Origin of the sequence: Dolomitihabitans soli, from assembly GCF_022213955.1 — a bacterium.
GTDB lineage: Bacteria > Actinomycetota > Actinomycetes > Streptosporangiales > Streptosporangiaceae > Streptosporangium_A > Streptosporangium_A soli.
In genome coordinates this window covers 152,316-166,078 of record NZ_JAKNTW010000001.1, presented here as the reverse complement: position 1 = coordinate 166,078, position 13,763 = coordinate 152,316, and the positions used below count along the sequence as shown (strand labels likewise).

Genomic DNA, 13,763 nt, shown 5'->3' with positions numbered 1-13,763 from the left:
GAGCCAGGCACGATGGGGAGCCAGGCACGATGGGGAGACACGCACGATAGGCGGCCACGCATAACGAGCGGCCGCTCAACGGGACGGTGAAGCCTGACCGGACCCAGCGCACCTCACCCGGGCCCCCAGCATGAAGCGCGGCAACACCCTCCGGCCACCGGCGACACGCACCCACGAACTCCCGGCCGCACCGCGCGCACACTTCATCCGCCCCCGGTGAACGCGCGCCAGCGGCCGCTGGTGACCCGCCTCACGGGACCATGAACCTGAGCGGTTCACAGTCCCGCGACAGCGGAGCCTCAGGGGTGGCTCAGGAAGCCTCAGGGGAGTTCGAGGTGCCCGTCCACCCGGCGGGGCAGCCCGAGAGGGTTGTCGTCGCGAAGCTCGGCGGGCAGCAGTTCCCCAGGCCAGTCCTGGTAGGCGACGGGAGCCAGCCAGCGGTGGATCGCGGACGCGCCGACGGAGGTGTGGGCGGCCGATGTGGACGACGGCCAGGGACCTCCATGGTGTATGGCCCAGTTGACCGCCACACCCGTGGGCCAGCCGTTCCAGACGAGCCGCCCCGCCGTACGGCCGAGCACCCCCACGATCTCCTCGGCCTCGGTGGGGTCGGTCGCGTGCACGGTGGCGGTGAGCGAGCCGGGCAGCCGGGAGAGCACCCCGGGCAGGTCGGCGGCGTCACGGTAGGTCACCACGATCGCGGCGGGGCCGAAGCACTCCTCAGCGATGTCGGGCAGGCCGCCCTCGAACGAGGCCAGGTCGATGGTGAAGACTCGGGGAGTGGCCGCCCACGGTCCGGCGCCCGCGGTGCCCTCGCCCAGCGTCTGCAGCTCGGCCAGCCGCCCGATGCCCTGCTGGTAGCCCTCGCTGATCCGGCCGTTCAGCATCGGCCCGCCCGTGGTCGCGCCGACCGCCTCCCCGATCGCCCCGCGAAGACCTTCGTCTTCGGGGACGAAGACGAGACCGGGATTGGTGCAGAACTGCCCGACGCCCATCGTCAGCGAGGCGGCGAACCCGCTCGCCAGCGCGCCGGGCCCGCCCTTGAGCGCGGAGGGCAGTACGACCACCGGGTTGACGCTGCCCAGCTCACCGTAGAACGGGATCGGGTCGGGCCGCTCCCCGATCAACGCCTGGATCGCCTTCCCCCCGGGGACGGAGCCGGTGAACCCGACCGCCGCCACCGACGGATGCCGCGCCAGCCACGCGCCGGCCTCCATCCCGTGGATCAGGCCGAGCAACGCCGGGTCGGGCAGGGCCTCCCGGATCACCGACGCCGAAATTTCGGACGTACGCGGGTGGCCCGGATGTGCCTTGACCACGACCGGGCACCCGGCGGCCAGCGCGGACGCGGTGTCGCCACCGGCCACGGAGAACGCGAAGGGGAAGTTGCTGGCCGCGAAGACCCCGACGACGCCCGGCAGCGGGTGATTCATCTTGCGCACGTCGGGACGCGGCGGCGTGGCACCGGGGTCGCCGTGGTCGACCACCGCCGAGACGTGCGCGCCGTCGCGCAGCACCTGGGCGAACAGCCGGAACTGTCCCGCTGCGCGCCCCACCTCGCCGCGAAGCCGGGTCTCCCCCAGCGCGGTCTCGGCGTCGGCCGCCGCCCACAACTCCTCCACGCGCGCGGCGAGCGCGTCGGCCACGGCGTCCAGGGTCACGGCACGCTCGGCCGCCGGCGTCGCACGCCACACCTCGCCCGCCGCGAGCGCGGCCCGAACGGTCTCGTCCACCTGTGCCTCGGTGGCCGTCTCCAGCGGCTCACCGACCGGCTCACCGGTACGCGGGTCATAACCCTGGATCATCAGAAATCACCTTTCAACATGGTTCGTTCGCGTGCGTCGGATCTCAGATAGCGCGACTGCGCAGGAGTGCGGTGACGCGCTCGGCGGCCCGGACGAGCGTGGCCAGGATCAACTCGCGGTGCGCGTCGTCGAGGCGGACCAGCGGCACCGACACGCTGAGCGCGTCGGTCACCGGCGACGAGTACGGCAGGACCACGGCGAGGCAGCCCAGGCCGACGACGTTCTGCTCGTGTTCCCAGGCGTAGCCGTTCGACCGGGCGGTCGCGATGTCGTCGAGCAGGCGCTCGCGATCGACGACGGTATGCGGGGTCAGCGCGGCGAGCTCCGCGGGCAGCAACGCCTCGGCGTCGGGCCTGGCCGCCAGTATCGCCCTGCCCAGCGCGGTGGCATGGGCCGGCTGCCTGCGCCCGACCCGCGAGGTCGGACGCATGTGGTGCTGGGACTCACGGCTGGCGAGGTAGACCACGTCGGCGCCGTCGAGCCTGGCGAGGTGCACGGTCTCGTTCACCTCGGCCTTGATCTCGTCGAGCACACCGGCGGCCGCCCGGACCACCGGATCGCGGTCCAGATAGGAGGTGCCGACGAGCAGTGCCCGCACGCCGATGCCGTACCTGACGCCTGCCTGATCGGTCTCGACCCAGCCCCGTCCGGCCAGGGTGCGCAGCAGCATGTACAGGCTGGACTTCGGATAGCCCAGCTCGCGGTGCAGCTCGGCCAGGCTCAGCCCGCGCTCGGCCCGCGCCAGGACTTCGAGCAGCTCGACCGTCCGGTCGGCCGATTTGACCGGCGACCTGGGCGTAATCGCTTCCGCCGTCACCATCCACGCTCCTTGGCTCTACCCCGCGATTCTGCCAAGACGCATCAACGTTCACAACTCTGAACAAATTCCACGCCCATGAACGAGCACCTCGCTGAACGAGCACCTCGCTGAACGAGCACCCCGCTGAACGAGCACCTCGCTGAACGAGCACCCCGCTGAACGAGCACCCCGCTGAACGAGCACCCCGCTGAACGAGCACCCCGCAGAACGAACACCCCGCAGAACGAACACCCCGCAGAACGAACACCCCGCAGAACGAACACCCCGCAGAACGAACACCCCGCAGAACGAACACCCCGCAGAACGAACACCCCGCAGAACGAACACCCCGCAGGGAGGCCCGGGTGAACGGCCCGGGTGAACGCCCGAGTCAGCGCCCCGCCGTACTCGCGGCGGGGCGCTACGTGGTCTCAGACCTCGACGACCACCGGGATGATCATTGGGCGGCGGCGGTAGGTGTCGCTCACCCAGCGGCCGACCGTACGCCGGACCAGCCGGCGCATCTGCTGGACATCGGCCACACCGTCGAGCGCGGCCTCCTGCAGGGACTTCTCCAGCAGCGGGATGACCTCCTCGAAGGCGTCCAGATCTATGCCGGAGCCCCGGGCGTGCACCTCGGGCCCGCCGGTGAGCTTGCCCGTGGTCGAGTCGACGACGAGCACGATCGAGATGAACCCCTCGTCGCCGAGGATGCGCCGGTCCTTCAGCGCGACGTCGGTCACGCCTCCCACCGACGTGCCGTCCACATAGACGTAGCCGGCCTGCACCGCACCGACGATCTTCGCCCGGCCGTCGAGCAGGTCGACCACCACGCCGTCCTCGGCGATCACGATGTGGTCGTCGGGGACTCCGGTCAGTGCGGCCAGCTTGGCGTGCGCCCGCAGGTGCCGCCACTCGCCGTGCACCGGCATGAAGTTGGACGGCCTGGTCAGGTTGAGCACGTAAAGCAGCTCACCCGCCGCGGCGTGCCCGGAGACGTGGACCCGGGCGTTGCCCTTGTGGATCACTCGGGCGCCCCAGCGCGTGAGGCCGTTGATGACCTTGTTCACGGCCGTCTCGTTGCCTGGGACCAGCGAGGACGCCAACAGCACCGTGTCGCCCTCGGCGATCCGGATCTGGTGATCACGGTTCGCCATCCTCGACAGCGCCGCCATCGGCTCGCCCTGGGACCCGGTGCAGATCAGCACCACGTCCTCCGGCGGCCATTCCTCGATCTCCCTGGAGTCGACCATCAGGCCTGGCGGAACCCGCAGGTAGCCCAGATCCCGGGCGACCCCCATGTTCCTGACCATCGAACGGCCCATCAGCGCGACCTTGCGGCCGTGCTTCTCCGCCGCGTCGAGTGCCTGCTGAACGCGATGGACGTGCGAGGCGAAGCAGGCGACGATGACCCGCTTGTCCGCGTTCCGGTAGACCTCGTCGATGACCGGGGCGATGTCCCGCTCACTGGTGACGAAGCCCGGCACCTCGGAGTTGGTGGAGTCGGACATCAGCAGGTCGACACCCTCGGTGCCAAGCCTGGCGAACCCACCGAGGTCGGTCAGCCGCCCGTCCATCGGCAACTGGTCCATCTTGAAGTCACCGGTGTGCAGCACGATGCCGGCCGCGGTCCTGATGGCCACTGCCAGAGCGTCGGGGATCGAGTGGTTGACCGCGAAGAACTCGCACTCGAACGGCCCGAACCTGTGCCGCTCTCCCTCGACGACCTCCCGCTTCACCGGCTGGATGCGGTGCTCGGTGAGCTTGCTCTCGATCAGCGCCAGGGTCAGCTTCGACCCCACGAGCGGGAGATCGGCCCGCTCGCGCAGGAGGTACGGCACAGCGCCGATGTGATCCTCGTGGGCGTGGGTCAGCACGACCGCCTCGATGTCGTCGAGGCGATCGCGGATGTAGTCGAAATCGGGCAGAATCAGGTCGACGCCCGGCTGGTCGGGCTCGGGAAAGAGCACTCCACAGTCGACGATCAGCAACCGGCCGTCGAACTCGAAGACGGCCATGTTGCGGCCGATCTCACCGAGCCCGCCGAGCGCGACGATCCGCAGCCCGTTGACCGGCAACGGCGGCGGCGGACCCAGGTCAGGATGGGGGTGGCTCATGCCGTACCCCCTGCGTGTCTAGCTCTCAAGCTCTCGTTTCCTCCCCGTCACTTTCGTTCATACAACTCCGTCGGCAAGCTTCACGCCGCCGGCGATCAGATCTTCACGAAGCAGGGCGACCTGCTCTTCCGTCGCGTCCACCAGCGGAGGCCGCGTCACGCCGCCTCGCCGTCCCACGAGGGTCAGCGCCGCCTTCGTCATGATCGCACCTTGGGTGCGCGTCATGATGCCGGTCACCACCGGCAGCAGCCTCCGATGCACCTCCGTCGCGCCCGCCACATCACCGGCGCGGTACAGGTCGATCATGGTGGCGACGTCGGCCCCGGACACGTGCCCGATCACGCTGACCACACCGACGGCGCCCACGGACAGCCAGGGCAGGGTGAACGCGTCGTCACCCGAGTAGTACGCCAGGCCGGTCGCGGCCATCACCTGGGAGCCGGCGAACAGGTCGCCCTTGGCGTCCTTCACGGCGGTGATCCGCGGATGCTCGGCCAGCCGGCACAAAGTCTCCGGCTCGATCGCCACACCGGTACGGCCGGGGATGTCATAAAGCATGACAGGAAGCCCGGTGGCGTCCGCGATCGTGGTGAAGTGGCGGCGGATCCCCTCCTGCGGCGGCTTGTTGTAGTACGGCGTCACCAGCAGCAGGCCGTGGGCCCCGGCGCGCTCGGCGGCGCGGGCCAACTCCACGCTGTGGTGGGTGTCGTTGCTCCCGGCACCGGCCACGACGGTGGCACGGTCGCCGACGGCCTCGACCACAGCCCGCAGGATGCGATCTTTCTCCTCGTCGGAGGTGGTCGGCGACTCTCCAGTCGTACCACTCACGACCAGGCCGTCGTTACGCTGCTCGTCCACCAGATAGGTGGCCAGGCTCTGCAGTCCGTCGTAGTCGACCGAGCCGTCCTCGGCGAACGGTGTGACCATGGCGGTCAGCATGCGTCCGAAGGGAGCGTCTGCGGTTCCAGTAGGCGATGCCATAGAGGAACGGTACCCGGATACCGGATGGCAGTGGACCCCCGGCCCCTTGACCGGGCACTGGGAAGTGAAAGAGGCCGCCGATATGTGCTCGGGGGTACACACATCGACGACCTCTACCGGAGAATCGGTAGTCCTTACCCGGACGTTACAGAGTTCCTGGGATATTTTCCCCGAGCTTTCCCTGGGTCAAAGTTGGAGCTCCAACTTGCGCCCGTCATCATGCGTCTCCCGGCTGGTAAGACAAGATTGAGCCTCGCCTTACCCAGGGATGGACACGTGGCAAGTTCGGATCCGGTCTACCTGCGCGTCGTCGACGACCTTCGTCGCCAGATCGTCAACGGATCCCTCGCGCCGGGCGCCGTTGTCCCCTCTCGCGCCCAGCTCACCCGCAGATACGGCGTGGGAGAGACGGCCGCCCGCCACGCGCTGCGCGTGCTCACCACCGAGGGCCTGATTTTCGGGCGGGTCGGATCGGGACACTACGTCCGCGAAAGGGCCACCCTGGTCCCTCTGCACCGGTCCCGATTCCACGACCACCACGCCCCGCTTGCCGCCGACCTCCATTCCCAGGGCCGACGAGTCTCCTGGGTCTGGCGCGTCGAGCGCGTCCGGGCGACCCCCGAACTCGCTGATCGCCTGCGCCTGCCCGAGTACGCGCCCATCGTCCGCACCCGCCACATCTACCGAAGCAACGGCAAACCCGTCCAGCTCACCTGGTCCTACGAACCGGCCGAACTGGCAGAGGGTCAACCCGTCCCCGCCGAAGGCACCGACAGCCGCAAGAGCGTCGTCGCCCGGATGGCCGCCGTCGGTCTCAACGTCACCGACATCGTCGAGACCGTCCGCACCCGGGTCCCAGAACCCGCCGAGATCGACGCTCTCGACCTCTGCGCAGGCGTCCACATTCTGCACCTCGAACGCACCCACCACGCCGGCAGCCGCCCCCTGGAGACCAGCGACACGGTCGTCCCCGGCGATGCCTTCCACCTCGTCTACACCCTCCGCCCCTGACCCTCGACACCCCCATCCCGTCGCCCCCGGACAGGCCCGCACACTCACCCCTGCGACCAGATCCGAACTGAACCACGCCCCGCACCCTGCGAGCGCGTCGCTGATGCCATCGCTGACCAGGCTCCCGCAACCAGATCCGCACTGGACTACGCCCCGCACCCCCACCTGCTCCCGCTCCCGCTCCCCGTCTCAGCACCCTCGAACATGCCACCCGTCTGGACCCGGCTCGCCCCGCCGCCTACTCCCACCCGCGCCGGCTTGGCTCATCGCCACCACCATGACGGTCACCGTGAGCCGGTACGGCACGAGCCGCTCGTGCCGGCCGAGATCAAGGCGGACGAGCCAGCGGCCCACCAACGCCTGCCACGGGAAATCCGTTGCCCACCACCGATCCCACCGGCCGAACGCGGAACAGACCCGCTCCGCTCACTCCCCACCAGGAGCACTCCCGGCCACCCCGCACCCCGCACCCCGCACCCCGCACCCCGCACCCCGCACCCCGCACCCCGCACCCCGCACCCCGCACCCCGCACCCCGCACCCCGCACCCCGCACCCCGCACCCCGCACCAAGGCGAATCATCCCGCTCGCCTCAGCGGCGTACGCCCAGGTCAGCAGCGTCGTGATCGTAGATACGGTTCACCCCGCGTCGCACAGCCCAAAGCACTTCAGAGGATCCCGCCCTCCCCACGACGCACACGCTCCGCTAACTGTCGGTCACGCCTGATAGACCATCTAGGGTTCCCCGACCCGGAGGTGTCGATGCGCGTCAAGGACATGCCCACGTCCGACCAACCCCGCGAGCGACTCCTGGCCGACGGCGCGGGAGCCCTGGCCGACCGCGAGCTTGTTGCCCTCCTCCTGGGTTCGGGCAGCAGAGGCACCAACGCCGTCGAACTCGCCTCTCTCCTCATCGCCCACTGCGGCGACCTCGAAGCTCTCAGCCGCTCGGAGGCTCACCGCCTGCTCGCCGTACCCGGCATCGGCCCTGCCAAGGCCGCCCGGATCGCCGCCGCCTTCGATCTCGTACGGCGGGCGCAGGCCGCCCCCCGACGTGGCCGGATCACCGGCTCAGGCGACCTGGCCGCCGTCACCGCCCCGCTCCTCCGCGGCCTCCCCCACGAACAGGTCGTCGCGGTCATCTGTGACCACGGCGGCCGAATACTCCGCACCACCGTCGTCAGCAAAGGCGGCAGTGACCACAGCCCCGCCCCCGTTCGCGAGATCGTCGCCACGGTCCTCACCTCGGGCGGCTCCGCCTTCGGTCTGGCACACAACCACCCCAGCGGCTGCCTCGACCCCAGCCCTGCCGATCTCGACGTCACCGACCGGCTCCATCAGGCCGCCCAAACCGTCGGCCTGCGCTTTCTCGACCACGTCATAATCACCGACCAGGCCTGGCGCCGCATTCCCATCTGAACCACTGCCGTTCTGAACCACTCGTTCTGAACCACTGCCGTGTTCGACGACCACCATGATCCCCCGGCCCCTAGACACGCACCGAGAGGCCATCACACTCCGCTCGCTCGCACCGCACCGGCGTCCGATCACGCGCCCCGTTCCTACCGCCGAAGTGTCCCTTCAGCCGCCGCAACCCAAGGTTGCACTCGAATGTACGAGCGATTACTCTCTTCAAGAGGCAACAGAACGTAGAGGCGGGCCAACTAAGAGTGGCCAGACGCCAGGATGCAGACCTTCACGTCTTCGGGCGTCAAGGAGCAGTCGTTGTGGACTGCGCGTGCACTGCCCCCTGGCGCGAGGAGCCCCTGTAATGCCGAAACAGCCCGTCTGTCCCCGTGCCGACCCGCGGCCCTCTTTGCCCTCCGACCACCCCGCCCCCAGCCAGCCTCTGCGCGATGCAAGGCTCGCCACCCATGGCGCAAGGCTCGACACTCGTGGCGGCGCAACGTCCGACATGCCCCCTGGCGGACCCACGCGCAACACATCTCATGGCGAGGCAACTCATGGCGAGGGACCGCCCAACACAACAGAGGACGTTTCCGGCTCCTCACCGCCGCTGACCGAAGCCGTCACTAGCCACCAACCGGCAGCCACGGGCGGTCTCGGTCCCTCTTCTTCCCTCACCTTTCCGAGCAAGTCCCGTCGGACAGGCTCGACGTCCATCGGCATCCATGTCCCTACCATCCACGGCAGCCAACACCCATGGTTCACCCATTCGATCACTGAACGCACTGAACGCACTGAACGCACTGAACGCACTGAAGGCACTCAACGCACGGACCGACTCGCACATCTCGCCGTCTCAGACGACGCCGACGGCGGCGCCTCCAGCGATCCGGCTGCCCAAGGCGCACCTCGCCCTCATCACACTCCCACCTCCGCAGACAAACCAAACGACTCCCATCAGCCCGACAACCCGCGCGACCAGCCCCAGGCTCGAACGACACTGACATCGACACGGACATCGACCCCGACCGCAACACCGACACCGACACCGACACCGATCCAACCGCCCAAGACGCACCCCGCCCTCAGAACGCTCACACCCACACAGACGAACCAAACGGCTCCGATCAGCCTGACGGTTCACGTAACCAGCGCGGTAGCTCAGACGATGCCGGTACGACACCGCTTGGTCACGACTCCCAAGGCGGACGAATTCGCCGGGAGTCCTCCGATCGTTTCGAAGATCACTTCGACGAAGCAGTCCAGGAGGGCAGCGACAGCGACAGCGACAGCGACAGCGACAGCGACAGCGACAGCGACAGCGACAGCGAAGATTCCCACACTCTGGTGAGCTCCATCGGTGAGCGTGCGCGGCAGCTGGCTCTGGCTCCGTCGCCGGAATCAGTTGCTCAGTGCTCGGCCGAGGCGGAGGAGTTGATGGCCGCTCAGGATCGTTTGTCCGCCGCGATCTCCGCGAGGGTCGCCCGAGTACACGCCACGGGTCAGGCTCGCACGCTCGGCCATGCTTCCACCGCGACCTGGCTGCGCATGGCCGGTGGGATGAGCGCCCGCGCGGCCGCCCAAACGGTCAGCCGCGCGACGGAGCTCGCAAGGCTTTCCGATCTCCGTCTGCGTTTCTCCGATGGACGCTTGACACAGGGGCTGGTCACAGCCATCTGTTCCGCGACCGCCCCGCTGACCGACGAACAGGCCCGTCTCGCCGAACCGATTCTGCTGGAGCTTGCCCAACGCGCCGGTCCGGCTCAGATCGCCGCCGCCGGCCGCTACCTGCAGGCTGCGCTGAGCCCCGACGGGGAGTCACCGCACGCGAATACCGATTACGACCAGCGTTACCTTGTCGTCCGCGCCACCGAGTCAGGTGGTATCGAGGGCGACTTCCGGCTCCCACCAGAGCCCGCGGCCCGCCTGCGGGCACTCCTGAACGCCTATGCCAAACCCCGGGCCCACAGTGATGACCGCCCCCTACGCACCCGCAACGCCGACGCCTTCATCGCCCTGCTGGAACGTCAGGTCAGCACCGAACTCCTCATCATGGTCAACGCGGAGTCCCTTCCCGACAACCCCACCCCTACCGAGAACCGGCAACCAACCGATGTCCGCAACCTCCGTACCGAACCAGGCCCCGCCGATCCGGACGCCGAACCGCAAACCACCGACCTCCACCGGTCTGACCTGCGTGCCGCCCAACAGCCCAACAACCGCCGATCCGCCCGACGACCAACCTGCCACACAGTTCCCCACCAGATCACACCCTGCGTCCCCAGCACCGCCTGCGGTGTCGAGCCCTCTCCGGTCCCGCACCACTTCGCCAGTAACAAGCTTCACCTCGAACCCACAGCAACCGCCGGCACCCCTCTCTCTGACACCTCTCTCCCTGATGCAGCTCGTCCTGATCCAGACCCTCCCGACCCGAGGGCGAAGTGGACGGAGATCGTCGCCGGCCGGGGAGATACCCACACGCTTGTGTCTGGCCACTCCGGCAATCTGGACCCCAGAGATGACAGCCGCGATGGGGCGGCCAGTGTCCACCTCGGTTCACATACAAGCGGCGCCGATAAGGACGAAATGACATTCGTACGAGGCGGGTTCGATGCCAATGCCTCGGAACACGGCCGACATTGCGCGCCGACTGGTGAGAGCTGCCGTCTATGCACGCCACACTCACGCCTCGGTAAGGACCGCACCCGCAACCGTCATGTGCCAGATGCGGCCAAGCGTCCGTTGACGTCGGACATCGCTGCTGAGGGGGCATGTGGGCGATGCGGACACGTGCCCAACAGAAACCTGCCCGGCTTGTTACTCCCCACCGGTCATCTGCTTCCGGTCTCCGACGTCCACCGCCTGGCCCGTACTTCCACCTTGGTACGGATCGTCATCGACGCCGACAGCCAGGTCCTGGACATGGGCCGGGAAGTTCGCCTGGCCACACCCGCGCAGCGACGCGCCGTCCAAGCCCGCTACGCCACATGTTGGGTGGACGGCTGCCCACTCCCCACACCTCTGTGTCAGATCGACCACGCAGACGGTTGGATCGACAACGGACCTACCGACCTGACCAACCTCGGCCCCGCATGCCAGTTCCACAACCGCGACCGCTACCGCCACCCCGAGCGCTACCAACGCCGCCGCACCGGCACCGACCGCTGGGCATACACCTACATCGCCGCCTACACCCGGCCGCACACCACAACGAAGCCACCCACACCAGAATGATCGGTTGCCCCTCCACCCCGTGACTTGTTGCTCTGCCCCTCCACCCCGTGACTTGTTGGTCTGAAGGACTACCTCTGGGCCGCCCGCCGACGGCGCGGCCGGTTCCCCGTGCGTCCACCGTGACGCCGAGGCCGATCGGTAGAGATCCAGGGACACAATGTCGAATGGCGTTCAGTCATCGCGGGCCAGCGGCACGGCGGCTTAGGTGATCTTGCCGCTGATCGCTGTAGATGGTGATGCCTTGGCGCGCATGCGTCGCATCTCGCCGACAAAGACCATTAGGTACTTGCTGTGCCTAATGCTCTTCATGGATCGAGGGTCAATCAAATGTCGGCAGGGACGGCTGGTACCGGTTACGGGAAGAGGCCAGGGTAGACGATCTGATGAAGCAACCGGCTGCCGGACAGACACGGCGGCTCTGCTCTGCTCTGCAGGAGGCGATCCGGCGCGCCGCGGTCGACGAACTCACTCGCTCCGGGATACACCGGGCTGGCCATGGACCGGGCTGGCCATGGACCGGGTCACCGAACGTCCCGGTACCAACAAGAACGCGATCTACCGCCGCTGGGCGAGCCGCCTCGCGCTCGGCATCGCCGCCAATCGGCAACTGGCCGCGACCGTCCAGCTTCCCGACACCGGCAGCTTGCGCGGCGACGTCCTCGAACTGCTACGCGGGGCGAACCGCCACTGGGTTCCCCGCTCGGCGCGATCCTGCGGCGAACTGCTGTCCGCAGCCGGCGGCGCACCGGATCCCCATCTTCCACGGCACCGTCACCCTCGCCTCGATCAGACTCTGGCTCCGCCCATGAATGCCAGGCAGAAGCTAGACGCCGGTCTGTCCGTCGACGAGTTCACGCACGACATCAAGGTGACCGTTGTGGCGGGAAATCTCTTCGATGAGGTGGAGGACCACCCAGCGCAGGTCCACGTGGCGGCCGTCGCCGATAGGACGCTCGGCCGTTGAGTTCAGGTCGCGGTCGGCCACCAGGCGGCGATAGCGGGCGCTCTGTTCCTCGTACTCGGCGAGAAGCTGGGGCAACGGGACGTCGACCGCCGTCCGCATCTCGGGGTCGGGGTCGTCGTCGGTCGCCCCCGTGAGCGGCCCCTCGGGCTCCTCACCGAGAAACATCACCTGGACCCAGTGATGCTCGACCCATCGAAGGTGGCTGATCAGCCCGCACATCGTCATCAACGGTGAATTCGGGAGCGGTGCCTTGCGGGCATCTTCCTCGGACACGCCCTCACACTTGGCTCGCGCGGTGTCACGGGCGTAATCCAGAAAGGTGGCCAGCTGCGTACGTTCGTCCCACGTGGGGGGTGTATCGGTTCGTTGTGTCATCGCGGGTCAGGCTCCCATAGCTCTGAGGCGGTGTCGCGTGATTTAGAAGCCGCGCAGGCAAGCGTGCAACCACCGCCTTGCGCCGGCACGGCCTGAAAGATCCGCCGGACAGTTCCTAAGTGTCGACAACTCCGAACATCAGCAACCGCCTCCGTGTCGGGATTCGGATGTTTCACTGGCGATCGCTGGGCACGGGCGGAAGGTGGGCGTCGCCGCCGTTCCGACTGCGTCCCAGACCAGGGAGTCGGCCAGGATGCAACCGAAGCGGACGTCGGGCTACAGCGGCGATGACAGCTGCGACGACGGCGGCGGTGACACAGCCATGCAGGCTTCCTGACCTCCTTCTACGATCCCTGTGTGAATGATCGGAGCCTCGCCCACGAGGAACTGCAGACCGTCCGCCTGTCGTTGCGGCGCCCGACCGAAGCAGACATCGACGCGATCTTCGCGATCCACAACGACCCCGGAACCTGTCTCCACAATCCCTCCGACGCGCTCACCGAGCGCGTAGAGGCCCAGGTGCTCCATCAACGCTGGAACGACCATTGGCAACGCTGGGGATACGGGTACTGGGTCGTCCGACGCCGCGATTCTCCCCTCCAGCTGGGGTTCTGCGGACTCAAAACCATGGAACTGAACGGCATGCGGGTCCTCAACCTCTTCTACCGCTTCGCCACCTCGACCTGGGGCCATGGCCTGGCCAGCGAAGCCGCGACCGAAGTGGTCACCTGGGCATCCCAGCGACTTCCCGATCTTCCGTTGATCGCCCGAGTCCGGCCGGACAACATCGCATCCCAACGTGTGGCGATCCGCACCGGCCTGACCCGAGCGGAACACCTCGACGAAACCGGTTACGACGGCTTCGATTGGATCTTCGCAACGAACCTGCCCGGCTGACGACCGCTCCCGACTGTCCGGCGCTGGCCAAGATGCCAGGCTGAGCTCACGCGGGCCAAGCTCACGAGCCAAGCTTTCAGGTCCAACTTCCGGACCCCAGCTTTCGGGCGCCAGCTTTCGAGCCCAGCTTTCGAGCCCAGCTTTCAGAACGCACCCGCCCGCCGAGCCTGGCCA

9 protein-coding genes are annotated in these 13,763 nt (G+C 68.1%); 4 read left to right on the top strand and 5 right to left on the bottom strand.

What is annotated here, in order from left to right:
- Positions 1 to 320: 320 nt before the first annotated feature.
- The 4 genes from MBA17_RS00735 to dapA all read right to left on the bottom strand — a co-directional run bounded on the left by MBA17_RS00735 (position 321) and on the right by dapA (position 5,702).
- Positions 321 to 1,805: an aldehyde dehydrogenase (NADP(+)) gene (locus tag MBA17_RS00735; RefSeq protein ID WP_238494231.1), complete on the bottom strand. Its 1,485-nt coding sequence runs from the start codon at positions 1,803 to 1,805 to the stop codon at positions 321 to 323.
- Between the two features lie 43 nt (positions 1,806 to 1,848).
- Entirely contained in the window at positions 1,849 to 2,625 is a 777-nt protein-coding gene (locus tag MBA17_RS00730) for an IclR family transcriptional regulator (protein ID WP_238494230.1), read from the bottom strand.
- Between the two features lie 410 nt (positions 2,626 to 3,035).
- A complete protein-coding gene (locus MBA17_RS00725; RefSeq protein WP_238494229.1) occupies positions 3,036 to 4,721 on the bottom strand; it encodes a ribonuclease J in 1,686 nt (561 codons plus the stop codon).
- Between the two features lie 57 nt (positions 4,722 to 4,778).
- Positions 4,779 to 5,702, bottom strand: a complete 924-nt coding sequence (gene dapA / locus MBA17_RS00720; RefSeq protein WP_238494228.1) for a 4-hydroxy-tetrahydrodipicolinate synthase — start codon at positions 5,700 to 5,702, stop codon at positions 4,779 to 4,781.
- Positions 5,703 to 5,978: 276 nt separating this feature from the next.
- Here dapA and MBA17_RS00715 point away from each other — a divergent pair, with 276 nt between their 5' ends.
- From MBA17_RS00715 to MBA17_RS00705, 3 genes are all read left to right on the top strand, one after another.
- Positions 5,979 to 6,713 (top strand): GntR family transcriptional regulator, encoded by a 735-nt coding sequence (locus tag MBA17_RS00715; RefSeq protein ID WP_238494227.1) that lies wholly within the window; start codon positions 5,979 to 5,981, stop codon positions 6,711 to 6,713.
- 761 nt (positions 6,714 to 7,474) lie between these two features.
- A complete protein-coding gene (locus MBA17_RS00710; RefSeq protein ID WP_238494226.1) occupies positions 7,475 to 8,131 on the top strand; it encodes a JAB domain-containing protein in 657 nt (218 codons plus the stop codon).
- Positions 8,132 to 9,466: 1,335 nt separating this feature from the next.
- The gene (locus MBA17_RS00705; RefSeq protein WP_455432662.1) at positions 9,467 to 11,353 is read left to right on the top strand and encodes an HNH endonuclease signature motif containing protein; all 1,887 of its coding nucleotides are present in this window, start codon (positions 9,467 to 9,469) and stop codon (positions 11,351 to 11,353) included.
- A gap of 823 nt (positions 11,354 to 12,176) precedes the next feature.
- Here MBA17_RS00705 and MBA17_RS50165 read toward each other — a convergent pair.
- The gene (locus MBA17_RS50165) at positions 12,177 to 12,692 is read right to left on the bottom strand and encodes a DinB family protein (RefSeq protein ID WP_455432661.1); all 516 of its coding nucleotides are present in this window, start codon (positions 12,690 to 12,692) and stop codon (positions 12,177 to 12,179) included.
- Between the two features lie 357 nt (positions 12,693 to 13,049).
- Between MBA17_RS50165 and MBA17_RS00695 the strand changes: the two genes are divergently transcribed.
- The gene (locus MBA17_RS00695; RefSeq protein ID WP_238494223.1) at positions 13,050 to 13,589 is read left to right on the top strand and encodes a GNAT family N-acetyltransferase; all 540 of its coding nucleotides are present in this window, start codon (positions 13,050 to 13,052) and stop codon (positions 13,587 to 13,589) included.
- Positions 13,590 to 13,763: the final 174 nt, after the last annotated feature.

Excerpts from the sequence above, each read along its gene's own strand:
- MBA17_RS00735 (WP_238494231.1), bottom strand. The coding sequence starts at position 1,805 with ATGATCCAGGGTTATGACCCGCGTACCGGTGAGCCGGTCGGTGAGCCG.
- MBA17_RS00730 (WP_238494230.1), bottom strand. The coding sequence starts at position 2,625 with ATGGTGACGGCGGAAGCGATTACGCCCAGGTCGCCGGTCAAATCGGCC.
- MBA17_RS00725 (WP_238494229.1), bottom strand. The coding sequence starts at position 4,721 with ATGAGCCACCCCCATCCTGACCTGGGTCCGCCGCCGCCGTTGCCGGTC.
- dapA (WP_238494228.1), bottom strand. The coding sequence starts at position 5,702 with ATGGCATCGCCTACTGGAACCGCAGACGCTCCCTTCGGACGCATGCTG.
- MBA17_RS00710 (WP_238494226.1), top strand. The coding sequence starts at position 7,475 with ATGCGCGTCAAGGACATGCCCACGTCCGACCAACCCCGCGAGCGACTC.
- MBA17_RS50165 (WP_455432661.1), bottom strand. The coding sequence starts at position 12,692 with ATGACACAACGAACCGATACACCCCCCACGTGGGACGAACGTACGCAG.